General features: G+C 69.5%; 18 protein-coding genes. 6 read left to right on the forward strand and 12 right to left on the reverse strand.

Features of this window, described 5'->3' with window-relative positions:
- Positions 1 to 5 precede the first annotated feature (5 nt).
- Positions 6 to 698: a glycosyltransferase gene (locus tag ACFY1E_RS20920; RefSeq protein ID WP_389077996.1), complete on the reverse strand. Its 693-nt coding sequence runs from the start codon at positions 696 to 698 to the stop codon at positions 6 to 8.
- Positions 699 to 1,492: 794 nt separating this feature from the next.
- Between ACFY1E_RS20920 and ACFY1E_RS20925 the strand changes: the two genes are divergently transcribed.
- The gene (locus tag ACFY1E_RS20925) at positions 1,493 to 2,218 is read left to right on the forward strand and encodes a TetR/AcrR family transcriptional regulator (RefSeq protein WP_389077999.1); all 726 of its coding nucleotides are present in this window, start codon (positions 1,493 to 1,495) and stop codon (positions 2,216 to 2,218) included.
- A 45-nt stretch (positions 2,219 to 2,263) separates the two neighbouring features.
- Positions 2,264 to 3,265: a glycoside hydrolase family 43 protein gene (locus ACFY1E_RS20930; RefSeq protein WP_389078612.1), complete on the forward strand. Its 1,002-nt coding sequence runs from the start codon at positions 2,264 to 2,266 to the stop codon at positions 3,263 to 3,265.
- Between the two features lie 27 nt (positions 3,266 to 3,292).
- On the opposite strand, the gene ACFY1E_RS20935 is transcribed toward ACFY1E_RS20930, so the two are convergent.
- The 7 genes from ACFY1E_RS20935 to ACFY1E_RS20965 all read right to left on the reverse strand — a co-directional run bounded on the left by ACFY1E_RS20935 (position 3,293) and on the right by ACFY1E_RS20965 (position 12,847).
- Entirely contained in the window at positions 3,293 to 4,591 is a 1,299-nt protein-coding gene (locus ACFY1E_RS20935; protein WP_389078001.1) for a phosphatidylserine/phosphatidylglycerophosphate/cardiolipin synthase family protein, read from the reverse strand.
- Between the two features lie 236 nt (positions 4,592 to 4,827).
- Entirely contained in the window at positions 4,828 to 6,684 is a 1,857-nt protein-coding gene (locus tag ACFY1E_RS20940; protein ID WP_389078005.1) for an RICIN domain-containing protein, read from the reverse strand.
- Between the two features lie 73 nt (positions 6,685 to 6,757).
- Entirely contained in the window at positions 6,758 to 8,494 is a 1,737-nt protein-coding gene (locus ACFY1E_RS20945) for an amylo-alpha-1,6-glucosidase (RefSeq protein ID WP_389078007.1), read from the reverse strand.
- Between the two features lie 78 nt (positions 8,495 to 8,572).
- Positions 8,573 to 9,397, reverse strand: a complete 825-nt coding sequence (locus tag ACFY1E_RS20950) for a carbohydrate ABC transporter permease (protein WP_389078010.1) — start codon at positions 9,395 to 9,397, stop codon at positions 8,573 to 8,575.
- Positions 9,394 to 10,380, reverse strand: a complete 987-nt coding sequence (locus ACFY1E_RS20955; protein WP_389078012.1) for a carbohydrate ABC transporter permease — start codon at positions 10,378 to 10,380, stop codon at positions 9,394 to 9,396. Before ACFY1E_RS20955 ends, ACFY1E_RS20950 begins: the two co-directional genes overlap by 4 nt.
- A 10-nt stretch (positions 10,381 to 10,390) precedes the next feature.
- The gene (locus tag ACFY1E_RS20960) at positions 10,391 to 11,638 is read right to left on the reverse strand and encodes an extracellular solute-binding protein (RefSeq protein ID WP_389078015.1); all 1,248 of its coding nucleotides are present in this window, start codon (positions 11,636 to 11,638) and stop codon (positions 10,391 to 10,393) included.
- A gap of 195 nt (positions 11,639 to 11,833) precedes the next feature.
- Entirely contained in the window at positions 11,834 to 12,847 is a 1,014-nt protein-coding gene (locus ACFY1E_RS20965; RefSeq protein ID WP_389078017.1) for a LacI family DNA-binding transcriptional regulator, read from the reverse strand.
- A gap of 397 nt (positions 12,848 to 13,244) precedes the next feature.
- On the opposite strand from ACFY1E_RS20965, the gene ACFY1E_RS20970 reads away from it, so the two are divergent.
- A complete protein-coding gene (locus tag ACFY1E_RS20970) occupies positions 13,245 to 16,859 on the forward strand; it encodes a LamG-like jellyroll fold domain-containing protein (RefSeq protein WP_389078615.1) in 3,615 nt (1,204 codons plus the stop codon).
- A 170-nt stretch (positions 16,860 to 17,029) separates the two neighbouring features.
- Here the strand turns inward: ACFY1E_RS20970 and ACFY1E_RS20975 are convergent, their stop codons facing one another.
- A complete protein-coding gene (locus tag ACFY1E_RS20975) occupies positions 17,030 to 18,016 on the reverse strand; it encodes a LacI family DNA-binding transcriptional regulator (RefSeq protein WP_389078020.1) in 987 nt (328 codons plus the stop codon).
- 652 nt (positions 18,017 to 18,668) lie between these two features.
- Between ACFY1E_RS20975 and ACFY1E_RS20980 the strand changes: the two genes are divergently transcribed.
- Positions 18,669 to 19,007: a putative quinol monooxygenase gene (locus ACFY1E_RS20980; RefSeq protein WP_389078022.1), complete on the forward strand. Its 339-nt coding sequence runs from the start codon at positions 18,669 to 18,671 to the stop codon at positions 19,005 to 19,007.
- 7 nt (positions 19,008 to 19,014) lie between these two features.
- On the opposite strand, the gene ACFY1E_RS20985 is transcribed toward ACFY1E_RS20980, so the two are convergent.
- Positions 19,015 to 19,632 carry a TetR/AcrR family transcriptional regulator gene (locus ACFY1E_RS20985; RefSeq protein ID WP_389078025.1) on the reverse strand — a complete coding sequence of 206 codons (618 nt, stop codon included), beginning with the start codon at positions 19,630 to 19,632 and terminating at the stop codon, positions 19,015 to 19,017.
- A gap of 188 nt (positions 19,633 to 19,820) precedes the next feature.
- Between ACFY1E_RS20985 and ACFY1E_RS20990 the strand changes: the two genes are divergently transcribed.
- Together ACFY1E_RS20990 and ACFY1E_RS20995 are read left to right on the forward strand one after the other, a co-directional pair.
- Positions 19,821 to 21,476 (forward strand): amidohydrolase, encoded by a 1,656-nt coding sequence (locus ACFY1E_RS20990; RefSeq protein WP_389078027.1) that lies wholly within the window; start codon positions 19,821 to 19,823, stop codon positions 21,474 to 21,476.
- A gap of 91 nt (positions 21,477 to 21,567) precedes the next feature.
- Entirely contained in the window at positions 21,568 to 23,049 is a 1,482-nt protein-coding gene (locus ACFY1E_RS20995) for an APC family permease (RefSeq protein ID WP_389078030.1), read from the forward strand.
- 102 nt (positions 23,050 to 23,151) lie between these two features.
- Here ACFY1E_RS20995 and ACFY1E_RS21000 read toward each other — a convergent pair whose 3' ends face one another.
- Positions 23,152 to 23,508, reverse strand: coding sequence for an amphi-Trp domain-containing protein (locus ACFY1E_RS21000; RefSeq protein WP_389078032.1), 357 nt, complete (start codon positions 23,506 to 23,508; stop codon positions 23,152 to 23,154).
- 291 nt (positions 23,509 to 23,799) lie between these two features.
- The gene (locus ACFY1E_RS21005) at positions 23,800 to 24,390 is read right to left on the reverse strand and encodes an SUKH-4 family immunity protein (protein ID WP_389078034.1); all 591 of its coding nucleotides are present in this window, start codon (positions 24,388 to 24,390) and stop codon (positions 23,800 to 23,802) included.
- Positions 24,391 to 24,403: the final 13 nt, after the last annotated feature.

Genomic DNA, 24,403 nt, shown 5'->3' on the forward strand with positions numbered 1-24,403 from the left:
GGGAATCACCGCGCGAGAGAGATACGGAGCACGTCCGCCATGGAGCGGATACCGTCGCGTCGGGCCGAGAACGTCGATCCGGGCACGTCCGACCAGGAGACGGGTACCTCGGCGACCGTCCCGCCGGCCTGCACCAGCCGCGCCAGCAGTTCCACGTCGAAGGCGAATCCGTTCACCTGGCAGGTCGCCGCCACGTTCTGTACGAGCGGTCCGTCGAAGAACTTGAAACCGCACTGGGTGTCGGCGATGTCCGGCAGGGAGAGCCGCGCCAGCCTCCGGAACATCCAGCCGCCGCACCGGCGCAGCGCGGTCTCCTGCTCACAGCGGGAGCCGGAGATGTGCCGGGAGGCGATCACCGCCGCGTACCCGTCCCTGAGCAGCGGGAGCACCTTGTCCAGGGTCTCGATGGGCGTCGCGCTGTCTGCGTCGACGAAACCGATGAAACGCGCTGCCGAGGTGACGATGCCCCGTCGGACGGCGGCGCCCTTGCCGTGCTCACTGCAGCCGATCACATGGACCGGAGTCACGGGGTTGTCGAAGCGCTCCGGCACGTCGATCGTGCAGTCCACGCTGTCGTTGTCCACCACGACCACCGCGGACGACCAGGGCTGTCCGGCGAGGTAATCCACCGCCGCCGCGATGGTGGGAGGCAGGCGTCGCTCCTCGTTGACGGCGGGAATGACGACCTCGAGTTCCACTGGGGGGCGTCTGAGGCACGGGGGAATGACGCCGTGTGGCTGGGCCTCACGCTTCGCCGGGCTTGGCGGCACGAGGAATACCACGGGAACTCACCTCCATCGCGGCAGTGGCTGCTGACGCAGGCAGTGAGGGGAATTGAGAGCGACAGCGGGAAGCAAACCGGCTGATTGCGGGGCAACCGGTGAAGCGGGCAACGAAAAGCGCCGCTGCACCAGAAGATTCACTTCCGATGCTGCGGCGCTGACGGGGCAGACCGGCGCGGCGGCGTGGCCGCCTTCTGAACCGCCCTCCGGGCCGTCGCTGCGACGGCCTCCTGCTCGCCGGGCAGCAGTGTGGGTACGCCGACGCCGGGGTGCTGCGGTGCGAAGCGGCGCGCGACGGCGTCCCTGGGTAGCGGCGGTGACACGGTCCGACGCCCGACGCCTGGGATGGGCGCCGACCCAGTCGGGGAAAGTACGCGGAGCAGAGCGGTGCGGACCCTGGAAACGGGCAGGCCAGTCAGCAGCGCGCCTCAGTGGGTGCGGAGTGGGCTTGGAGGCCCAGCTGGGCTCGGCGGAATACACGAGATCCCCTCCGGTTCTGTGGGTCCCGTTCGGGGTTCGACCTGTCCCTCATCCTCACGGGCTTTACGAAAGCCAGTCAAGAGAATATTTACCATTTTGCTGTAATTTGGGCGTTTCGGCTTCGCCGGGCAGCACGCCCAGTGCAAGCGCAAAAGCCAGCCATCACGCCCTCCCGTGTTTACATTGTATACAGGCGGTTTTGCGTCGATACGCAACGAGGAGGCAGGGTGATGGTGAGGCCCCCCGGGCCGAGCCCCGCGCGCCGCGCCAGCGATCGCGGCCGCTACGGCAGGCTCAATCGTGAACGCGTCCTGGGCGCCGCCCTGGCGCTGGTCGATCGCGAAGGGCTCTCCGCGCTGAGCATGCGCCGGCTGGGAGCCGAACTCGGCGTGGAAGCGATGGCGCTCTACCGGTACGCGGCGAGCAAGGACGCCCTCCTCGACGGCCTCGTCGAAGCCCTGTACCTGGAACTCGAGGAACGCCTGACCGCCGAGGCGGAGGCCGTCGCCGATGGACCGTCGTGGCGCGCCGAACTCCACCGCATCGCCCGCGCCACCTACGAGGTCTGCCTCGCCCATCCCCAGGCGGTCCCGCTGCTCACCACCCGGATGCTCGCCGTCCCGCTCGCGCGGCGGCCGCTCGCCGTGCTCAAGGATCATGAGAGGGTCCTCGCGCTGCTCGGGGAGGCCGGGCTCGACGGCGCCGGTGCGGCGGCCGTGTTCCGGGCTTTCACGGCCTGGCTGCTGGGCTATGTGTCCGTGGAGCTGAGGCCGATGGTGGACAACCCCGACGAGCAGGATCCGGCGTTCCGTCTCGGTCTGCACCGCATGCCGCCCCAGGAGCTGCCCGGGTTGCGCAAGGCGGCCCCCGCCCTCACCGAGCCGGGCGGACCGGAGGGCCTTGCCGCGGGCCTTGACGCGCTGCTCGACCGGTTCGGGGAGATCGCCGGAAAGTAGGCCTCCGCCGGAACGTATTCTTCGACGGTGGCTGAGAACGAGCTCATGCAGCTTCCCGACATGCCGTTGCACGATCCGTTCATGGTCGCCGACCGGACGACCCGCACGTACTACCTCTACACCTCCAACGAGCCGTCCGTATCGGGCGTGGACGGCACCGGCACGATGGTCTACCGCAGCCAGGACCTACGGGACTGGACGCGCCCCGTGGTCGTCTTCCGGGCCGGTGAGCAGAGCGGAATCTGGGCGACGGACGGCGGTTGGGCGCCGGAGGTCCATGAACTGGGCGGCCGGTACTACCTGTTCACCACCCTCCACAACGAGGACAGGCCGCTGCCGGTGCCACCCGCCAACCAGTGGGGCACACCGTTCCAGCTCCGCAACTACATGCGCGGCACCATCACCGCCGTGTCCGACTCGCTGCTGGGCCCCTTCACCGCCGTCGACCCCGCACGGCCCACCCCGCCCGAGAACCTGATGACCCTCGACGGCACCCTCCACGTCGACCCGTCCGGTCAGCCCTGGATGGTGTACGCACACGAGTGGCTGCAGACCATCGACGGGACCATGGAGGCGATCCGGCTGGCCCCGGACCTGACGGGAACCGTCGGAGATCCGGTCTTCCTCTTCAAGGGCTCGGACGCGTTCTGGCTCGGCGAGCAGATCCCCGCCGGCGTCCCGGCCCAGCTCCCGCCCTACATCACCGACGGGCCCCAGCTGTACCGCACGCCCGACGGATCGCTGCTCATGCTGTGGTCGACGTACGAGAAGAACCTGGTCGGCAAGGACGGCACCGTCAGCGGCGGCTATGTGCAGACCTACGCCGTCTCCGAGTCCGGCGAGATCACCGGGCCCTGGCGGCAGCAGCGGCCGCTGGTCCGGGACGACAGCGGTCACGGCATGCTGTTCCACACCTTCGACGACCGGCTGATGATGGTCCTTCACCGCCCGTTCGAGAACGCACGCGGGAAGTTGTACGAGATGCTGCTCGTCGGCCATGAGCTACGGGTGCTGCGGCAGCGGACGGATCTCGACGGCGGTGGATGACCGCCGAGAAAGCAGCAGCCGGGCCCGTCAACCGCCGCAGGCCGAGCGGATCTTGTAGAACGTGCTCAGATACTTCGCGTGGTACGACGCACTGACGATTCGCACGATCGCCTCGTCGGCCGAACGCAGCGACGACCCGGCCAGATTGGCACTGCCCGTGTAGACGCGCGGTGTGATGCTGCCGCCGAAGTCGCCGTCGATCAGGATCTCCTTGTTGTGCGGACGGACGTCGATTCCCGGGCCGTTGGGAATGCGGCACCTGCGGTGCTGGATGCCGGCGGCGGTCAGTTTGTTGGTGATCTTGGAGTCGGTCTCGGCGTAGATGATGTCGATCCAGCAGCCCGCGCCGCGCAGTTGGGCCAGCTTGTCGGCGACCTGGATGCGCGAGCCGTAGAAGGCGTGCACCACGATGCGGATGTCGGTCTGGTGCCGTTTCCCGTCCGTGCCGGTGTAGGCGCAGCTGACCTCGTTCAGCGCGTTGACGATGGTGTCGGTGGCCGGATTGTTGTACGAGGCGTCGCCGCGCGGGAAGAAAAAGGCCCGGTAGGTCGAGCCGGTCGGGGTGGAGAAGTACACGTGGTTGTTGCCGCCTGAGAGGTAGCGCCCAGCGCGCTGCTTCTCGTGGTAGGACGCGTAGGCGTCGTACACGGTGGGGTTCACGAAAGTCACGGCGTCGTTGAAGGACTCGACTTTGTACCAGTCGGAGAGGTTCGAGGAGGTCTGGAAGACGACCTTCGAGTAGCTGGTGCCGTCGTCGAAGGGCCCGATCCTGGAGAAGATGAAGTACTTGTTGTGGTTGTAGGCCGGTGCGGGCGGAGCGACACTCAAGCAGCCGCGCACCACGTCGTCCACGCCGTCGTCGTCCTCGAATTTGTCGTCGCAGACGACGATCCAGGAGCGGGCGGCGTCATTGTTTCCGAGGCCGGCTTTGAGGGCCTGGTAGACCGGGTTGTCGTACGCGACGCCTGCGGCGCCCTCGTAGGTCGACTCGTCGACGATGAGCTTGACGTTGACGCCGCGCTCGTCGGCAGCGAGCAGCGCGTCGGCAACCTCCTGGTCCTGGAATTCGTACATCGAACCGCGGATCGTGGCACCGGCGGGCGTCGCGTCGATCAGCCGGACGAGCTGGGTGAAGATCGCCTTCTGCTGTTCCGGCGTGCCCAGCGGGTCGTTGAACACCGGTCCGTTGATGACCGGCTTCGTGAGTGCGGCAGCGGGTGTCGCGCCGCCGACCAGGAGGGCGGCCACCAGGTACAGGACCACGGCGACTGGCGCCAGCACACGGCGGGGGCGAGCCGCCCGCGGGCCCACGGTCGGACGGGTCATCTTCGCCCTTTCCTCGAACGTCGGGAGGAGCACGGAAGTGGCGAGATCAACCCTGTGCATGGAGAGGTCACTTTGTGTGGCAGCGGTCCCGCGAGCCGTTGGTGAGTCCAGGCATTCGGAGCATCGGGGAGTTATACGGATGCTGGGCGCACCCGGCCGCGAAGCCCATCCGCAGTGCACAGCACGGGTGGCCGTCCGGCGGCGGCACCGGACGGCCGCACGTGTGAGAAGCGCCGTCAGCTCTTGCCGAGGAGCCGCCAGATCTGGTTCCTCTTGTTGTTCAGTGCGCTCGCCGGGTCACAGGTCCACTGGTGGATCAGCGCGCCTGCCGTGGTCGAGACCCCGCTGACGTCGACGCACTTGCCGCTGTGCACCGCGACCAGTTGGTAGTCCTTGCTGTTGCCCAGCGCGGTCACCGGGTTCAGGGTGAACATCTGGTTCGTGGTGCCGCTGCAGGTCCACTGGATGACGGCCGCGCCGTCGGCCGTGGAGGCGCCCGAGACGTCCAGGCACTTGCCGCTGTGCTCATTCACGATGGTGTAGGTGTTCGCCCGGCCGGCGACCGGCTTGAAGTCCAGCATCTGCTGGTAGCCGCCCTCGCAGGAGTACTGCTGGTACTGGGTGCCGTCGGCGGTGCTGAGGTTGGTGTCGTCCAGGCACTGACCACTGTGCTGAGCCACCGCGACGGTGGAGACGGTCGTGTTCGACGGCGGCAGCAGCGTGACCGTGTAGCCGTCCGCGGAGTCAGTCCACGGCACGCTCACCGAAGCCGAGTTCCCGTTCACGGTCAGGGTCTGGTCGGAGACCGTCACCGGACCCGTCACCGCGCCGCCGCCGTTGTTCGGTATGCGCTGGACCATCGCGCGGACCCGGCCGTTCTCCACGACCGAGGTGGTGTCGAGACGGTTGAGGCTGACGGTGACATTGCCGGTGTTGCCGTTGCTGCCCAGCAGGATCTTCGCGTTCCGCGCGGAGTTGTCCTTCGTCGCCAGCCCGTCGGTGTTCGTACCGGGCGTGAGGTTCACGATGTTTCCGGTCTGGGAGCCGTAGTACCGGTACAGGAACCACTCGCCGAGCGGCAGGTACTGGCCGGAGCTGTTCTTGGTGAGCAGGTTCGCCTCGAAGTCGTGCAGGTTGGCACCCCACGCCCAGTTGGCGCGCAGGCCGTCCGCTCCGGCGCGCTCCAGACGGGAGATGTACCAGCCGCCGCGGCCGGGATTCTGCTCGTTGCTGGCGCCGTACTCGTTGATCTGGAAGGGCCGGCTGGTCGTCATCGACCGCGCCGACAGCAGGGTCTTGAGGGAGTTGCTGTGCGCGACCGGGTCCCCGGGCAGGTCGTGCCAGCTGTAGATGTCCGGCTCGACCTTGTTCGCCTTCACGTAGTCGAGGTACGTGGTCCACCAGCCGTTGTCCACATTGGGGTGGCCGCAGGTGCTCGCGCCGACGACGACGGCGCCGGGGATGGCGGCCCGGATCTTCTGGTAGGCGCGCTTCCACATCTCCAGGTACTGGGGCATGCCGGAACCCCAGAACCCTGGGCAGTCGGGCTCGTTCCAGACGTCCCACTCGATGTCGGTCATGCCCGCGGCCTTGACGTCGCTCAGAAGGCGGTTGTAGAAGGCGTCGAAGCTGGACCAGTCGCCGTTGTCACCGGGGAAGGTGGGCGTGGTGGTGCCGTCGGCGCCCCAGAGGTCGTGCGGCAGGATGACGAAAGTTCCGCCAAGCGCCTTGGTGCGCTTGTACTGCGCCAGGGTGGAGTTCCACCGGCGGTCGTACTTGCCGGCGACCCAGCCTCCCGGGCTGTCCAGCTGGGCGCCGCCGGCCCGCTCCAGCTTCCACTTGATGTCCTTGTAGAAGTGGTCCTGGGGCAGCGAACCGTTTTCGGTCATCCCGTACAGGGTGCCCGAGGCGTGGTACGTGGGAGCGCCCCCGGCGACGGAGAAGTCGACGGCGACGGTGGTGTCCGCGGCCTGTGACGGGCCGGCGGGCACCAGGGTGGCGGCCAGGGTGGCCAGGAGGACGGCCGCGGACGAGATGGCTCGGCGTCTGGTGCGCGATGCGCGTGCGGGCGGTGCGGAGGAGAGCGACTTCATTGTGCGGCTCCTAACAGGGTGGGGGAAAGGACCGGGGACTGAACGGCCCCCGGAGCTCGCGTAAGGCAGCCGGTCAGCGGCCACCCCGGTGTGCGTGTGCTTCGGCCAGCAGGAGGTAGCTGCTGGCGGTCCAGGTGTAGGCGCGGTCGCGCAGGCCCGTTCCGGTGAGGGCGTCGAAGTTCTCGGCGAAGCCGTGGGTCTCGCACAGGGCGCGGAAGCGGGCGCTGACGTCGTCGGCCAGCCGGTGGTGGCCGGCGCGCCGCAGGCCGTCCTCGACCAGGACGGTGGCGGGGGCCCAGATCGGGCCGCGCCAGTAGCCGTCGGCGAGGTAGTGCGGCGAGGTGGTCAGTTCGGTGGCCAGGCCGTACGGGGTGAGGTGGGCCTTGATGTGGTCGGCCAGCGCGCTGCTGATCTCACCGGGCAGGTGCTCGCCCAGCACGATGGGCATCAGGTCGAGGAGGCTTGCGCTGCTCCAGGTGTCCCCGCCGGCGGCTCCCCGGGCGACGAACCGTTCGCCGGTCCACAGCTGGTCGAGCAGCGCCGTCTGTGTCGCCTCGGCCGCCGCCGTCCATCGGCGCACCGCATCCACCTCACCCAACTCCCCGGCCATATCGGCGAGTTCGTGCAGCTGGAGGACGAGGAAGGCGGCCAGGTCGGCGGTGACGACCACCCGCTCCGGGTCGAACGTGGTGGCGTTGTCCCAGCCGCTGTCGTTGCCGTGCTGGTAGTAGGCCAGTTCGGCCCCCGGGGCTCGTCGTGCGGTGAGCCAGAAGTTCGTCCAGCGCTCCAACCGCGCGTACACCTGGGCCAGTTGGTCCCGGCCAGGAGGCATCGGCAGACGGCGGCGCAAGCGGCCGAAGGCCCAGCCGTGGATGGGCGGCTTGACGAAGTTGTACAGGACCTCGGAGTGGGTGACCGAGTCGGGCAGGGCGCCCGCGGCGTCCTGGTGGTCGAAGGGCAGGTGGAACTGGTCCAGCGCCAGCTCCGGCGAACCGGGCGCCAGGACAAGGGCGTTGAAGCAGTGGTCCCAGCTCCACACCTTGTCCATCCAGTGCTTGGACATCAGCACGGCGGGCCGGGTGACCAGGCCCGTCGGCCGTACGGTCGCCGACCAGAGGACGTAGGCGGCGAGTTCGGCGGCCGGTGTGGCGGCCGAACGCCAGGGGGCCACCGCGTCGACGAAGTCCGCGAAGGCGCCCTGTGCGCTTGCCACGACCTCGTCGAAGGTCGCCGAGGACGTGTACGGCGGGCGGGCGGTGTCGAGTTCCTCGACTGCGATCTCCCAGCTGCCGTCCCCGTCCTCCGCGATGGCCAGGCCGCGGTCGGCACTGCCCAGGGCCTGCGTCCCGGCCGCCTCGGCAAGGGAGCCTGCCAGCACGGTCACGCGGTACCGGCGCCCGGTCTCGTACGACGTGAAGACGTGCGCGCCCGCCGCCGGATCGTGGAAGAAGTACGTCCCGCTGAACGGCGTCAGTGCCTGGGCGGCGGCGAACACCCCGATGTTCAGGCCGCTCCCCCGCAGACGTACGGTGTCCGGCGACTCGTAGGCGAGGTCGACCCGTCCGCTCGCGCCGAACCAGCGGAGCAGGCCCGGAGTCGCCTCGACACGGGTCGCGGCGCGACCGCCGTTCGCCGGGTTCAGAGGGACAAGGCGCAGGACGCCGTGCATACCGTTCTGGTGCGAGACGAGGTGGAGATCCTCGGCGTACGTCTTCTCCGCGATCACGGGCGAGATGTCGAACCAGGATCCGTAGGTACTGAACGGAATGTCCTGGACGGAGAAGGCCGGGCCGGACGGGGCGGCGGTCATGGTGGCGTGACTCGTTTCTGGGGGCAGGGGCAGCAGTCGACCGACAACTAGCTGATTTCTGTGGCGGGTTGGGGGGGCTCAGTCCTTGACGGCGCCTGCGGTCACGCCGGCCGCGACGTACCGCTGGGCGAGAACGAGAATCACCGCGGCGGGCAGCGAGGCGACGACGGCGGTGGCCATGATGGCGTTCCACTGCTGGTTGTTGTTGCCGATGTAGTGGTAGATGCCGAGGGTGATCGGCTCGTGGGCGCCGCCGTTGACCAGGGTGCTGGCGAAGACGAAGTCGGACCAGGACCACAGGAAGGCGAACAGGGACACCGTGACGACGGCGTTGCGGCTCATCGGCAGCACCACGGACCAGAAGGTCCGCAGCGCCATCGCCCCGTCCATCTGCGCGGCCTGGAGCAGTTCGCCGGGGATGCCCGACATGAACGCCGTGAAGATCAGCACCGCGAACGGGACGGCCAGGGTGGAGTCGGCGACGATCAGGCCGGAAACGGACTGGAGCAGCCCGAGCTGGAGGTAGATGGCGTAGAAGCCCATCGCCATGATGATCCCGGGGATCATCTGCGCGGCCAGCAGGACGAAGCCGAGGATGCCGCCGCCGCGCGGGCGCAGCTTGGCCAGCGCGTAGCCGGCGGGTGCGGACAGGAGCACGGTCAGCAGGACGGTGCCCAGGCCGATGACGAGGCTGGTGCCGAGGTAGGGCAACTGCTCGTCCAGGACGGTGCGGTAGCCGGCCAGGGTGCCGTGCAGCGGCAGCAGGTCCGGTGGGCTCTTGCGCATGTCCTGGTCGCGGGTCAGGGACACGTTGAGCATCCAGTACACCGGGAAGAGCATGATCGCGGTCAGTACGACGCCGAGCGTGGTCTTCACCCACGTACGCCTGCGGATGCGGCTCATGACAGGGCCTGCTTTCTCTGCACCCGGACGTAGACCAGGCCGAAGACGAGCGCGGCGACCACGAGCAGATTGCCGACGGCCGCGCCCGGGCCGAAGGCGGGGAGCAGGTTGCCGAAGCCGAGCTGGTAGGACCAGGTGGCGAAGGTGGTGGAGGAGTCGGCCGGGCCGCCCTTGGTCATGATCCAGATGATGTCGAAGACCTTGAGCGTGTAGACCAGCCCCAGCAGCAGGGTGATGGCGGAGACCGGGCGCAGCAGTGGGAAGGTGATGCTCCAGAACCGGCGCCAGGCGCCCGCCCCGTCCAGGGCGGCGGCCTCGTACAGGCCGGCCGGGATGGACTGCAGACCGCTGTGGAGCACGACCAGGTTGAACGGGACGCCGATCCAGATGTTCGCGATGATCACCGAGGTCAGCGACCAGGACGGCGAGGTCAGCCAGTTGACCGGCCCGATGCCGAGGGCGTGCAGGGCGGCGTTGACGATGCCGGAGTCGGTGTTGAGCATCCACGACCAGGTGGACGCCGACACGATCAGCGGCAGCAGCCACGGTACGAGGAACAGGGCGCGCAGGGTCGCGGAGAGCCGGAAGTGCTGGTTGAAGAAGACCGCGAGGGCGAGCCCGATGGCGTATTGGAAGACCAGGCAGACGGCGGTGAAGAGCGCGGTGTGCAGCAGGGCCGGGGTGAAGGTCGGGTTGTCGAAGACGGTGCGGTAGTTGGCGAGACCGGTGAAGGGTGCGTCGCCCTGGACGAAGGAGCGGACGGTGTAGTTGCGCAGGCTCAGGTCGATGTTGCGGTAGAGCGGATAGGCGTAGAAGAGGGCCAGGTAGAGGGTCACCGGGGCGAGGAATCCCCAGGCGGCCCACTGAGTGGAGGCGGGCCGGCGATGCTTGCTGGTGCGGGGCGGGGCGGCGGTGGCCGCCCCGTTCCGGTCGTCCGCGGGCCGGTGGTCCGGCGGACGGTTCGTCTGCTTCAGCTGCTTCATCGGGCTCATGTCACTTGGCCGCGGACTGCGCCGAACTCAGCGCGTCCTTGGGCGACTTGGAGCCGCTGAGGGCGGACTGGACGGCCTTCCACATCTGCTCGGAGATCTTGGGGTACTTGGTGCCCAGGTCGTCGCTGGTGCGGCCCTTGGCGGCCTTGACGGCGTCGACCCACGGCTTCAGCTCGGTGTTCGCGGCCACCTGCTTGGCCTGGACCTCGCTGGTGGGGGCCACGTAGGACAGCGTGGTGTCGGTGTTGTAGAGGTTGTCGCCGCTGGTCAGACAGGTCACCAGCTTCTGGGAGGTGGCATAGCGGCCGCTGTCCTTCTGGACCGGGACGGTGACGAACTCACCGCCGGTCGGAGCCGCCGCGCTGCCGCCGGTGGCCGCGGGGATGGGCAGGACGCCGTAGTCGAAGCCCGCCTTCTTGGCGTTGGCGAGCTGCCAGGTGCCGTTCTCGCTGAAGGCGTAGTCGCCGCTGGCGAACTCCTGCCAGCTGGTGGTCTGGGTGTTGTTGAGGACCGAGTTGGGGGCGTAGCCCTCCTTCAGCCAGTCCTTCCACAGGGAGAGCGCGGACACGGCCTGGGAGGAGTCGAGTTCGGTCAGCTTGGCGCCCGAGCCCCAGAACCAGGGCAGGAACTGGAAGCTGCCCTCCTCCGTGCCGATCGCCGAGAAGGTGATGCCCTTCTTGCCGGCCTTCTTGACCTTCGCAAGGGCCGCCGTCAGCGACGTCCAGTCCTTGATCGAGGCGACGTTCACCCCGGCCGCCTTCAGCACCTTCTTGTTGTAGTAGAGGGCAAGGGTGTTGGCGCCGATCGGCGTGCCGTAGGTCTTGCCACCCGACTGGCCGGCCGCGAGCAGGTTGGGGTCGGCCTTCGAGGTGTCCAGCTTGTTGTCGTCGGTCGTGGTGAGCACACCCGCCTCCGCGAGGGTGGACACCACCGGGTTGTCGACGATGAGGACGTCCGGCGAGTTGCCCTGCTGCGCCGCAAGCAGCGTCTTGTTGCCCAGGTCGCTGGTGTCGAACGCGGTCCGCTTGACCTTCACGCCGGCCTTGGTGCCGCACTGGTCGAGCAGCTTCGCCCAGTCCGAGGTCTTGTCGAACTGCGGGTACGGGTCCCAGATCGTGTACGTGCCGCCGCCGGCGCCCTTGGTGTCGGTGCTGCCCGAGCCGGAGGAGCAGGCGGTGGCGGAGACGGCCACGGCAAGCGCGGTCACGGCCGCGGCGGTCAGACGGCGCTGTCTGGAGGAGCTGTTCATGGCGAGGGTTCCTTTGGTCTGGGCATGCGGGTGCCGAGGGCACGGGTGGGTGCGGGCATGGTTGGTGCAGGCCTGTCCCCTCGTCGCGAGGACAAGCGGGCAGGGCGAGGCAAGCGGGCACGACGGACGGCGCCTGTCGTGCGGTGCGAACGGCCGGTTGAGTGAAGTGAGTTGAGGAGTACTACGCGGGTGCGGTCAGGGCGCGGTGACGGGCCCCGTGCTGCCCCGCAGGGAGATCGGCGGTGCGAGGAGATGGTGGCGGGGCGGGGCGTCGGGGCGGTCGAGCCGTTCCACCAGCAGGTCGACGGCGCGCCGGCCCATCTCCTCGGCCGGTACGTCGGCGGCGGTGAGCTGCGGGTTCACCGTCTCCGCCCAGCGGCCGGCGACGACCCCGGTGACGGAGAAGTCGCGCGGCACATGGCGGCCGGCCTGGGCGAGCCCCCGGTACAGGCCGCCGAGAGCGGCCTCGTTCAAGGTGACCAGGCCGGTGGTGGCCGGGTCGTCGTGCAGGATCTGTTCCAGGCAGGCCTGCCCGGCTGCCGCGTCGTCCCCGCAGCAGTACGTCCGCACGGTCAGCCCGCGTTCGGCCGCGGCCTTGGTGAAGCCGTCCAGGCCGCGGTGCGCGGACTCGTACCCGGCCCGCAGCAGCTGCTCGGGCCGGTTGACGAAGGCGACCCGGCGGTGACCGAGGTCCGCCAGGTGATGGACGCACGCCGCGGCCAGCGCGGTGTGGTCCAGCCCGACCCACCAGCCGCTTTCCGGGTGGGCGGTACGGCCGATGGCGACGGAGGGGAAGTTCAGCTCGGCCAGGTGGTCGACCCGGTCGTCCTCGAGCCTGATCTCCATGAGGATGGCGCCGTCGACCCGCCGCTCCCCCAGCAGCCGCTGGAACGAGCGGTCGCTGTCCACGCCGCTCGGGGAGAGCAGTACGTCGTAGTCATGGGCCGCGGCGGCCTCCACCACGCTGCCGATGAAGTCGAGCTGCATTCCGGTGTAGTGGTTGCCGGCGGGTGGGAAGACGAGGCCGATGGTGCTGGTGCGGCCGTTGGCGAGGGCGCGGGCGCTGGCGTTCGGCCGGTAGCCGAGCTCGTCGATGACCTGCTGGATCTTCCGACGGGTGTCGTCCGAGACCGGGCGCTTGCCACTCAGTGCGTAGGAGACGGTGCTCCGCGAGACACCGGCCCGGCGGGCGATCTCTCCGATGTTCACGGGCGGCTCCTTGCTCGAACCCTGCTTGAACCGGTTCGGCTCCTCGGTGGACAGCGTATGCGCAAGCCGGTCATCGAACCGGTTCGCGTGAAGTGAAGGTAGGAACCTGACCGACGCCTGTCAACACCTCTGACAACACTGCTGCGGCCCGCCAGAAGGTCCGGATTTGTTGGTGCGGGAGGGATTGCTGGCCGGAATTCCCGGTGCTAGCTTCCCCGAACCGGTTCGATGACCGATCGGAGCCGCCAGTTCCGCCATCTGTGGGCGCACTCCCTTGCAGGTGGCGGCCTGGCAATCGAACCGGTTCGACGCATGCCGATACGCCGATACACAAGGATTGAGGACGCAATCCATGCCATCCGCTGACAGATCCGCCCGGCGCCGTGCCCCGGCCGCCATGGTGCTGGCTCTCGGTGCGGGCCTGCTGGCCGCACCGGCCGTCCCCGCGCAGGCAGCCGATACGCCCCAGCCCGCCGCCCACTACACCTTCGACCAGGACGACCTCGCCTCCGGCAAGATCACCGACAGCTCCGGCAACGGGCTGACGGCGACCCTGGTGAACGGCTCCACCGCCCGGTCCGTGGAAGGCTCGGACGGCGGCAAGGCGCTGTCCCTGCCCGGCGGGGCGCCCACCTCGGACGGCGCGTACGTCCGCCTCCCCCGCGAAGTGCTCGGTGACGCAAGCGACCTGACAGTCTCGGCCCGGGTGAAGTGGAGCGGCGACAAGTCGGCCTGGCAGCGGATCTTCGATCTGGGCACCGACACCGGCAAGTACCTGTTCACGACGCCGTACAACGGCAGTGTGCTGCGCACCGCCGTGACCACCGGCGGAGGGGGCGCGGAGGCGCAGGTCTCCGGGTACGCGCCACTGCCCGCCGACGGCTGGCGGACCGTCACCGTCACCCTCGACACCGCCGCCCACCGGGTCACCACCTACCTCGACGGGGTGGCGGTCTCCTCCGCCGCGACGAACGTCAGGGCCAAGGACCTGCTGGACGGGTCGGCCACCGCGGCCGGCTACATCGGCAAGTCCTTCTACCCGGACCCGCTGCTCAAGGGTGCGATCGACGACTTCACGGTCTGGCACTCGGCGCTCACCGCGGAGCAGGTGGCCGGTACGGTCGGGTCGCTTCCCACCCTCGATCAGCTCTCGCAGACCTCCTTCGAGGTCCGTACGACGACCGGGACGGCCCCCTCCCTGCCCGCGGCCGTCCGCTCCTCCTTCTCCGACGGCTACGACCGCGACACCCCGGTCACCTGGGACGCGGTACCGGCGGAGAAGTACGCGCAGCCGGGCACCTTCACGGTGGCCGGAACCGCCGCCGGACGCGCGGTGCAGGCGACCGTCACCGTGGTCCGCGAGGGAGCCCTGACCGTCGACCTCGGCTCGGACACCGGCACGTTCCACGGCGGTGCCTCCGGCACCCTCTACGGCGTGTACGGGCCGGGCGTCCCCACCAACAACCTCATCGAGGGCATGGGCCTGCGCACGGTCTCCACCAAGGCGCAGGACGGCCCGCAGCACCCCGGCGCCGACGCCCTGGACGTGGTCGAGCCGCTGGCCGACTCCACCGACGGCGACGTGTACATCTACATGACGGACATCCACCGCGGCTTCCCGTACGAGTGGCCCGGCGCCACCCCCGAGGAGAAGCTCAGGCTCTACGAGGAGAAGATCGCGGGGCAGGTCGACCAGGTGCTGCAGCTGCCGAGGCAGTACCAGGACAACATCGTCTTCGTGCCGTTCAACGAGCCCGAGGGCAACATGTTCGGCACCGGCGAGTGGAGTTACGACAAGGTCAGCTGGCTGAGCGACCCCAAGGACTACTTCGCCGCCTGGGACTCCGCCTACAGGCTCATCAAGGGCAAGATGCCGGACGCCCGGATCGCGGGCCCCAACACCAGCATCCTGTACGACCAGGTGAAGGGCTTCCTCACGCACACCCTGGCCGCCGGCACGCTCCCGGACGTCATCACCTGGCACGAGCTGAGCCACCCGGAGGCGGTGCGCGAGAGCGTCGCCAAGTACCGGGCCTGGGAGAAGGACCTGTTCAAGGGAACCTCCCGCGAAGGAACCCGACTTCCCGTCAACATCAACGAGTACGCCTTCAACTACCACACCTCCGTCCCGGGCCAGATGATCCAGTGGGTGTCCGCGATCGAGGAGTCCAAGGTGGACGCCGACATCGCGTACTGGAACATCGACGGCAACCTCTCCGACTCCGCGGTGCAGTCGGGCCGCGGCAACGGCCAGTGGTGGCTGCTGCACTCGTACGCCTCGATGAGCGGGCACACCGTGGAGGTGACCCCGCCGTTCCCCGGCCAGAACTACACCATGCAGGGCGTGGCCACGCTCGACGAGAAGAAGAAGCAGGCCCGGCTGATCTTCGGCGGCTCGACCGGCAAGGGACACATCACCTTCGCGGGCATCCCGAAGAAGGTCTTCGGGGACCGGGTCCACGCCTGGGTGCGGGAGATCGACTGGAGCGGGCAGATCGGCGACAACTCCGGCCCGAAGCTGCTGACGGAGACGAACCTGAAGGTCGGTGCCGACGGGACGGCCGTCGTGGACTTCGGCGACGGCACGCTGCCGAAGCTGAAGGAGTCCTCGGCGTACGAGATCGTCCTCAGCCCGGCCGGCAAGGCGAAGGGCACGCAGTCCGCGCCCGTGCGCTGGCAGGGGTCGTACGAGGCGGAGGACGCGGCCCACACCGGGGCCGGCTACTCCAGGAACGGCCCCGAGGGCTCGACGGCCGACGTGTCGAAGTTCTACACCTCCGGCGGCTACGACGTCGGCGGCCTGCGCACCGGGTCGGACGTCACGCTCGACTTCGCCGTGGACGTGCCTGAGGACGGCACGTACGACCTGAGCGTCTTCGCCAACTCCCTCAACACCTTCGACAAAGTGAGGGAGCAGGGCCCCACCAACGTCTTCCTACGGGTGGACGGACAGGCGGACAGCGAGCAGGAGTTGTACCTGCCACTCGGCTACAAGTGGGTCGTGTGGGACCACACCGACACCAAGGTGCATCTCACCAAGGGCAGGCACACCCTGACGCTCGCCGCGAAGAGCCTCGACGGCAAGCGCGCCACCAAGGGCGACGCCATCGTCGACCGCCTCACCCTGTCCCTGCCGGACCCGTCGGCGGCCACCGAGGTCCACGAGGGCGAACTGGCCTGGCTGGGCGGCGGGGCGCGCCCCGTCTACGACCTGCCGAAGGAGGCCGGAACCCCGGCCACGGGCTCGGGCGCGGCCCGGCTCGCGAAGGGCCAGACGGCCACGTTCTGGGTCTACTCCCCCGCCGACCGCGAGGCCACCCTCGACGTCGACACCCTCGGCGCAGCGGACGCACGGCTGTCGGTCAACGGGCACGAGGTCCTGCACATGACCAAGGCCCGGCACAAGGTCGCCGTCTCCCTCTCGGGCGGCATCAACAAGGTGACGCTGACCGGGGGTTCAACCACCACCCTCGTCGACCGGCTGAGGGTCACACCCACCGACGGTGCGCTCAGGACGCGTACGTACGAGGCGCAGGACGCCAAGCTGGCGGGCTCGGCCGCGCTGACCTCGCTGCCCCTGGCGACGGACGGTACGGCGATCACCGGGATCGGCGGCGACCCGGGCAACGGCAACACGGCGACGTTCTCGGTCGCCGCGGACAAGACCGGCCTGTACGCGCTGCGCATCCGCTACTCGAACCCCGAGCAGTCCGAGGCCACCCACTACAACCCGGACCCGCTGGCCCGCCACGCCGACATCACCGTCAACGGCGGCACGATGCAGCGCGTCAGCTTCCCGCACACCTTCCACCAGGACAACTTCTGGGAACTGACCGTCCCGGTCCACCTGGAGAAGGGCCGGAACACCATCACCTTCCGCTCCGAGGAACTGCCCAACTTCGACGGCACGACCTACGCCTCGGACACCTTCCCGGGGGTGCTGCTCCGCTCCCGCTACGCGCCGCTGATCGACCGGATCGTCGTGGCGCCGTATGCGCGGGAGGTGCGATGAGTTAGGCGCAGGGCGCCGCGGGCAGAGGCCCGGTTCCGCCAGGGGCGGCGGAACCGGGGCTTCGGCGTTTCCGAAGGGGCGCCGGTCGGCCGGGGCAGCGGCGCCGGATCGCAGACGGGCCCACGCCTGTGCACCGCCCTCCTCGCTGATGGATCGAGGTCAGAGGCGGCTCACGTCGTGCCGCGGACTTTCAGGCTCGGTGTCAGGACGATGGGGGGCGGCTGTTCACCTGCGAGGAGCTGGTCGACCTGGTGGATGGCCAGTTCGCCCAGCCGTCGCTTGTCGAGGTGGACGGTGGTCAGTGGCGGATCGATCAGATCGACGACGCTCAGCCCGTCGTAGCCGACCAGCGCGCAGTCGTCCGGCACGTGGACTTCGAGCCGGCGGGCGGCCCGGAGCGCGCCGATCGCCACCATGTCGTTGAAGGCGACCACAGCGGTCAGGTCCGGGTGCGCGGCGTACAGCGCCTCGAACCCGGCGGCACCCCCGGCCGGGGACTGCTCGGCCATGACGATCCAGTCCTCGTCGACCGGCAGCGCGTATTCGCCGGCGACTTCGAGGAAGGTCCGGCGCCGGACCAGCGGGGCGCTGAGGCACTCGCAGTCGATCAGGCCGATCCGGCGGTGACCACGGTCGACGAGGTGCTGCAGCCCGGCCCTGATGCCCGTCGCGGTGTCGATGTGGACCAACGCGTGGTGCGAAGAGTCCAGCCCGCGATCGACCAGGACCAGCGGCGTGCCGCCCAGGTACGGCTCGAGCTGCTCATCGGGATGGCTGATGTAGCCGACCAGGGCATCGACCTGCTGGCCGAGTGAGCGGACCAGGGCCAGCTCCCGGGACCGGTCGTTCTCGGTGCTGGCCACGAGCACCTGCCAGTCACGTTCGTCCGCGGCCGCGATCACCCCTGCCACGAACTCCGGGAAGAAGGGGTTGACCACGTCGGGCACGACGAGCCCGACGGATACGACGTCCGGGCGGACCAGCCCCCGGCCGAACCGGCTGGGCCGGTACCGCAACTGCCTGGCGACATCGAGCACCCGTTGCTGGGTTGCCGGGTCGATCTCCCCCTTGCCGTTGATCGCCCGGGAGACGGTCTGATGGGACACGCCCGCCGCCTGGGCGACGTCGCGGAGCGTGACGCGCTTGACGGTTTTCACACCCCGCGCCCGCTGGTCATCCGTTCCCCGCTGTCCGGCCACGCTGCCCACTCACTTCTGTTCCTGTGCCGCCCTGTGCCCAAGTCAATCAGGTTCACCGGGCTGCCGCGCCATCCCCCGTCCGGCGGCTGCCGTTGACGGACTCTCCTCCCCTGGGCAACAATCACGTTACCGGTCACGTTAACGGTAACGGAGCAAGCGAAGGAGAGCGCAGTGGCTTCATCGAGGGGCCCTCTACCGCACGAGCCCCACCCGGTGTTCCGTGGCGTGTTCAGCGGCTGGCACGCAAAGGCCGGCGCCTTTTCGGCACTGCCGGACGCACCTGTCGAGCCGGATGATCCGCAGCCCTGGTGGCGGCGACTGAAGGCTCGGCGGCAGAAGCCGAGCAGCGATGGATCTTCGCTCAGTCGGTACCCGGCGCGGCCCCGGGGCTGCCCTGCTCCCAGCGCGGACGGCCCGAGCTGACCAGAGGGTTCCGTGGTTCGACGCCGCGGTGCAGGTGCTGCTGCCACGGCCCTGTCCGACCGGGACCGTCACAGACCTTCGGTTCGAGTGCCCAGAAGAAGCGCCCGGCAGCGACCATGTACCCGAGGAGCACGGCCGCGCAGAACACGGCCGGTTCAGCCCAGCACACTCTCCGAGGAGCCCTGAGATGATCTTCATCACGGCGAAGTTCCGTGTCCTGCCGGAGCACGCGGACGACTGGCCGGAGATCGCTGCCGAGTTCACCCGGGCGACGCGCGCCGAACCCGGCTGCCTCTGGTTCGACTGGTCCCGCAGCGTCGAGGACCCGGCCGAGTATGTCCTCGTGGAGGCCTTTCGCGACGACGAGGCGGGCGCCGCGCATGTCGGTTCCGAGCACTTCGGGACCGCGCAGAAGACGCTGCCGCCCTACCTCGCCGAGACCCCGCGCATCATCAACGCGACGGTCCCGCAGGACGACTGGTCCCTGCTCGGAGAGATGGCCGTTCCTCGGCCCGCCGACGGGTGAGGGCCGGTCAGTTGTCGCCCAGCAGGTGACCGAAGCCGGTGAGCATGGCCCGTAGGCCGGTGTCGAAGGACTGCTCCGCGCGCGTGTGGTCGGTCGGCGTCCGATCGAGTACGGCACTGAGGTGCGGGGCTGTTTCGCGGGTGACGTCGGAGACCATGACCGGCGGGGAGACCAGGTCGAGGGCCGAGCCGAGGATGAAGCTCTCCAGGGCGGTGACCAGCGGCATGACCTGGGCTTCGGCGAACCCCGCGGAGAGCAGCAGCTCGGCGATCTTCTCGTACATGGCATGCATGAAGGGCTCGGCGAGCGGGGCCACGGCGAGGAGCGGCACCGCGCCGGGATGAGCGGCGAACGCGGCGAGGTAGGAGCGGGCCCAGGCCTCCAGGGCCTGCTCCCAGGGCTGGGACCAGTCCTGCTCGGCGCCGCCGGCGGTCAGCGCCAGCTCCTCGCGCATGAGGGAGATGATCTCGGCGCGGCCCGAGACGTGATGGTAGAGCGCCGAGGGAGCCACTCCGAGGGCGCGGGCCAGGGCGGGGATGGTGAGGGTGCCCTGCTCGTCGGCCAGGCGCAGTGCGGCGGCGCCGATGCGTCGCCGGTCCAGCAGCGGGGTGCGTGGCCGTGGCACGGCGACTCCTCGTCTCATGTGTGCGGGAGGGCGGGCCGCTCGGGCCGCCGTCTCCCAAACATTACCGAATGACTTTCAGTAAAACTCTTCCGCTCCGTTGCGGCGACGCCTACATTACCGGAAACCGAATGTCATTCAGTTAAGGGATTCGGACGTCGTACCAGGTCGCAGGAGGGCACTGCCACGCCATGCATGCAGACATCGTCTTCACCGGGGGAACCGTCCGCACCGGGGACACCGACGCCGGCTGTCATGAGGCCCTCGCCGTCACGGACGGCCGGATCAGTGCACTGGGTCCCCAGGCGCTCGCCCTGCGCGGTCCTCGTACCGCCGTGGTCGACCTGGAGGGCGGGGCGCTGCTGCCGGCGTTCGGCGACGGCCATGTCCATCCGGTGCTCGGCGGGCTCGGACTGCGCGGTGTGCCCGTCCGGGAGTGCGCGTCCGTCGAGGAGATCGTCGACGCCGTACGGCACTGGGCCGAAGCGCACCCCGAGGCGGAGTGGATCACCGGCGACGGCTTCGACCCCTGGCTGGCACCGGACGGGCTGTTCGACGCACGATGGCTGGACGCCGCCGTACCCGACCGCCCGGTGCTGCTGCGCACCTCCGACCACCACACGGCCTGGGTGAACGGCGAGGCCCTACGGCGCGCCGGGTACACCGCCGCCACCGCGGATCCCACGGGCGGTCGGATCGTCCGCCGGGACGGCAGTGACCAACCACTGGGCACACTGCGCGAGTTCGGCGCCCTGAACCCGGTCCTCTCCCTCGTTCCGGCGCCGTCCCACGCAGAGCACGTGGACGCCCTGCGCGAGGCCGCCGCCCGGTTCGCCGCCGCCGGGGTGACCTGGGTGCAGGACGCCCTGGTCACACCCGACCTCGCAGACGTCTGGATCACCGCCGCGACCACCGCACCGGGCCTGCCGGTCCGCGCCGACCTGTGCTTCCTGCTGGAACCCGACGGCTGGCGGGAGCGGATCGAACGCTTCACCGCCGACCGCGAACGGATCGAGAGCGCGGCGCCCGGACTTCTCTCCGCGCGGAGTGTGAAGTTCTTCGCGGACGGAGTGATCGAGGCGGGCACCGCCGCGCTGCTGGAGCCCTACGCCGACTGCCCCCACTCGCACGGTATGGCCACCTGGGCACCCGCCGAGCTCGCCGAGGCCGTCGTCGCCGTGGACGCGCTCGGGTTCCGGCCCCATGTGCACGCCATCGGGGACGGTGCCGTCCGTTCCGCCCTGGACGCCGTCGAGAAGGCCGACCGTGCGAACGGAGCCCGCGACCGACGCCCCGTCATCGCCCACGCCGAGCTGATCGACCCGGTCGACCTGCCCCGTTTCAAGGCCCTCGGCGTGATCGCCAACCTGCAGCCGCTGTGGGCGCAGTGCGACCCCCTGATGACCAGACTGATCCTTCCGCGGATCGGCACGGAACGCGGCCGGCGGCAGTACCAGATCGGCTCCCTGCTCGCCTCCGGTGCCCGCGTCGCGTTCGGCAGCGACTGGCCGGTCACCGCCCACGAACCACTGCGGGGCATCGCCACCGCAGTCACCCGCCAGACCCCCGAGGGAACTCCCGAGGGCGGCTGGCTCCCCGAAGAGCGGATCCACACCGCGACCGCACTTGCCGCCTACTCCGCGGGCTGCGCCCACCAGGCGTTCGAGGAGAAGGACTGGGGCGCGCTGCGCCCCGGTATGCGCGCCGACCTGGTGCATCTGGCCGCCGACCCGGTCACCACCGCACCGGCCGAGCTCGCGCACCTGCCCGTCCTGGGCACCTGGCTCGCCGGCCGCCGCACACACGAAGCCGGCATCTCCACCCCGTCGCGTGCCGCAAGAGGCTAGACGTACGGTCAGTACGCCGACGCCACGGCCGGCCCGCGGGTCAGGGGCACCTGCGCTCATCCCCTCGATCACACCGCCACCGGGAGACCTCATGACCGAGCCCCTCGCCCCCACCGCACCTCAGCAGCCCCCACAGACCGCCGGGACCGACGCGAGCAGCCACCTGCGGCGCGGCACGCTCGGCCTTGCCGACATCGTGTTCTTCGTGGTGGCGGCGGCCGCGCCGCTCACCGTGATGGCCGGTGTCGCACCACTGGCGATCCTCTTCGGCGGCATCGGCGCCCCGGTCGCCTACCTGGCCATCGGTGTCCTGCTGTGCCTGTTCGCGGCGGGCTTCACCGCCATGACGCCGTACATCCGCAACGCGGGCGCCTTCTACTCCTACATCACGCGAGGGCTGGGGCGTCCGGCCGGGCTCGGCGCGGCCCTGCTCGCCGTGTTCTCCTACAACGCCCTGCAGATCGGTGTGTTCGGGGCCTTCGGCTTCTTCGCCGCCGGCACGGCCGACGACCTGCTCGGCGTCGACCTGCCGTGGTGGGTCTACGCCTTCGCGGGCGTGGCCGTCGTCTGGTTCCTCGGCTTCCGTTCCATCTCTCTGGGGGCCAAGGTCCTGGCCGCGCTGCTGATCGCCGAGACCGCGATCCTGGTGCTGCTGGCGGGCGCGATCCTGATGAAGGGCGGAGCGAGCGGGCTGAGCCTGGCCTCCTTCGCGCCTTCCCACGTCTTCGTCTCGCAGATGAGCGCGCCCCTGGGGCTGGCCGTCGCCGCCTTCACCGGCTTCGAGGCCACCGCCATCTACCGGGAGGAAGCTCGCGACCCCGACCGCACCGTGCCCCGCGCCACCTACGTGGCCATCGCCTTCCTCGGCCTCTTCTACACGTTCGTCGTCTGGGTGATCGTGCAGGCGTTCGGCAACGACGGCGCGGTCGGCACGGCGGCCAAGAACCCGGCCGAGATGTTCTTCACCGCCATGACGCAGTACGTCGGCACCTGGGCCACCGACCTCCAGCGCATCCTGATCATCACCAGCCTGCTGGCCTCCCTGCTCGCCTTCCACAACGCCATCACCCGCTACGGCTACGCCCTCGCCACCGAGCACGCCCTGCCCACCCCTCTCGGCCGCATCCACCCCCGCCACGGATCCCCGTGGATCGCGGGCCTCGTGCAGAGCGTCCTGGCGGCAGCGACCGTGGCCGTGTTCGCGGCGATCGGCGCCGACCCGTACAACCAGTTCCTGCTGTGGGTGAACACCCCCGGCGTGGTCGGCATCCTCGTCCTGCAGTTGCTGGCGGCCTGCGCGGTCGTCGCCTTCTTCCGCCGCAACGCCCCGCAGCGCGGCGAGGGACGGCTGCGCACCCTGGTCGCCCCCGGCGCCGCCGCGGTCCTGCTCGCCGCAGCCACCGCTCTGGTCTGCACCCGCCTGAACCTCTTCACCGGCGCCGGCCCGGCCGTCAACTGGTCGCTGGTCGCCCTCACCCCGGCCGTCTTCCTCATCGGCGTCGTCCTCGCCGCCCGGATGCGCCGCACCCGGCCCGACGTCTACGCCGGGCTCGCCACCACCGACGTCGACTGAGCACGCCCGGCCGAGCCCGCCCACGACGGCGCCTGTCTGCGCTCCGGGGACGGTGGACCCGTAAGGGGATGGAGTGGGTCGCGTCGGCCTCGCCAGGAACGGTCAGGCGGACCGCTTCGCGCTGCTTCCCCTGCTGGTCCCCGTGCCGCTCCGGCCGGGCTTGGCGGCAGCGTTCTTCCTCCTCGTGGCCGTCTCTGTGCCTGCGGCCGGTTGCGACGACGCCGTCCGGGCCGGTGCGGTCGGCCACTTGAACTCGATCTCCAGCTCCATCTCCCCGTTGCCGACCTCGAGTTCCACCTCGCTGCGAAGGTCGTCGGGAATCCGCAGGCTCAGCGTCGCGGTACCGAGTTCCAGTTCGGCATCCCCGCCTTCTCTCAGCGCAGCCGCAATTGCAGTCAGCTGGTCGGCCGCCTCAATGCGTGACAGCGAGCTCTTCTGCTCGAACTTGAGATCCTTCATGAGCGTCTCCGATCCCGGACAAACGAGGCATAGCACTAATTCTGCGGCCATACCCGGGATCGGACATCCTCATCGGGAGGGCGAAAAGCCGGCACTCACGCAGCCGGCGCCGAACCGGGCGGAATCCGTCGTCGCCGCTGCCGAGGCAGCCCTCGGCCGGCAGGCTCCGGAGGACCTGGCCACGGGCCACGTCTTACCCGGCCGCCGTGCCTGCCTCGGCAGCCGGCGCCTCGATGGTCGGCTCCGGGGACCCGCACTCGTCCCCGCCTGCAGCGTCGGCGGGCATCCGTCTCAAAGGAAATGGTGTTCGGGATCCACGATGTACGTGAGGATCCCGTGCCAGCGGGAGTCGGGGTTTTCCAGGGCTGCGGGATCCACGGACATCATCGCGCTCCGGACTCGGGCCTGCGCCGCCTCGGGGTCGTACGGCACCTCGATCTCGCTTTCCCATTCCGCGTCGAAGTGCGGGCGTTCCCGTTGGAGGAGGTACAGGAAGTGCACGAAGGAACGGAGCGAGCTGTTCCAGAGGTAGATCTCGGAGTCGTCGGGCAGGCAGTAGACCTTGCCGGTGTCCGGGTCGAGGGCAATGCCGTCATAGGGGATCATGCCCAGCCCGATCCACTTGCCCGCCCCCTCCGGGACGACGGAGTAACGGTCGGCGAGCTTCTCGTCCCAGTCCTCGACGCGCCCGAACCGTTCCGCGATCCCGTCCTCCATGTCGAACCACGGATTGTCCCAGACCGGGATTCCCAGCGTTCCCAGGACTTCCCTGGCGTCGGGGTCGCCGACAGCGGGAAGGTTTTCTTCCGGGGCAACAATCAGTTCGGCCGGATCGAAAACAGTCTCCAGCATCTCACGGGTGAGGGCGGCGGGGCGATTCATACTCTTTCCCTGT

Origin of the sequence: Streptomyces sp. NPDC001604 (assembly GCF_042893475.1) — a bacterium.
Classification (GTDB): domain Bacteria; phylum Actinomycetota; class Actinomycetes; order Streptomycetales; family Streptomycetaceae; genus Streptomyces.

Coding starts and splice junctions, on each gene's coding strand:
- ACFY1E_RS20925 (WP_389077999.1), top strand. CDS start 1,493: ATGGTGAGGCCCCCCGGGCCGAGCCCCGCGCGCCGCGCCAGCGATCGC.
- ACFY1E_RS20930 (WP_389078612.1), top strand. CDS start 2,264: ATGCAGCTTCCCGACATGCCGTTGCACGATCCGTTCATGGTCGCCGAC.
- ACFY1E_RS20935 (WP_389078001.1), bottom strand. CDS start 4,591: ATGACCCGTCCGACCGTGGGCCCGCGGGCGGCTCGCCCCCGCCGTGTG.
- ACFY1E_RS20940 (WP_389078005.1), bottom strand. CDS start 6,684: ATGAAGTCGCTCTCCTCCGCACCGCCCGCACGCGCATCGCGCACCAGA.
- ACFY1E_RS20945 (WP_389078007.1), bottom strand. CDS start 8,494: ATGACCGCCGCCCCGTCCGGCCCGGCCTTCTCCGTCCAGGACATTCCG.
- ACFY1E_RS20950 (WP_389078010.1), bottom strand. CDS start 9,397: ATGAGCCGCATCCGCAGGCGTACGTGGGTGAAGACCACGCTCGGCGTC.
- ACFY1E_RS20955 (WP_389078012.1), bottom strand. CDS start 10,380: ATGAAGCAGCTGAAGCAGACGAACCGTCCGCCGGACCACCGGCCCGCG.
- ACFY1E_RS20960 (WP_389078015.1), bottom strand. CDS start 11,638: ATGAACAGCTCCTCCAGACAGCGCCGTCTGACCGCCGCGGCCGTGACC.
- ACFY1E_RS20970 (WP_389078615.1), top strand. CDS start 13,245: ATGGTGCTGGCTCTCGGTGCGGGCCTGCTGGCCGCACCGGCCGTCCCC.
- ACFY1E_RS20980 (WP_389078022.1), top strand. CDS start 18,669: ATGATCTTCATCACGGCGAAGTTCCGTGTCCTGCCGGAGCACGCGGAC.
- ACFY1E_RS20990 (WP_389078027.1), top strand. CDS start 19,821: ATGCATGCAGACATCGTCTTCACCGGGGGAACCGTCCGCACCGGGGAC.
- ACFY1E_RS20995 (WP_389078030.1), top strand. CDS start 21,568: ATGACCGAGCCCCTCGCCCCCACCGCACCTCAGCAGCCCCCACAGACC.
- ACFY1E_RS21000 (WP_389078032.1), bottom strand. CDS start 23,508: ATGAAGGATCTCAAGTTCGAGCAGAAGAGCTCGCTGTCACGCATTGAG.
- ACFY1E_RS21005 (WP_389078034.1), bottom strand. CDS start 24,390: ATGAATCGCCCCGCCGCCCTCACCCGTGAGATGCTGGAGACTGTTTTC.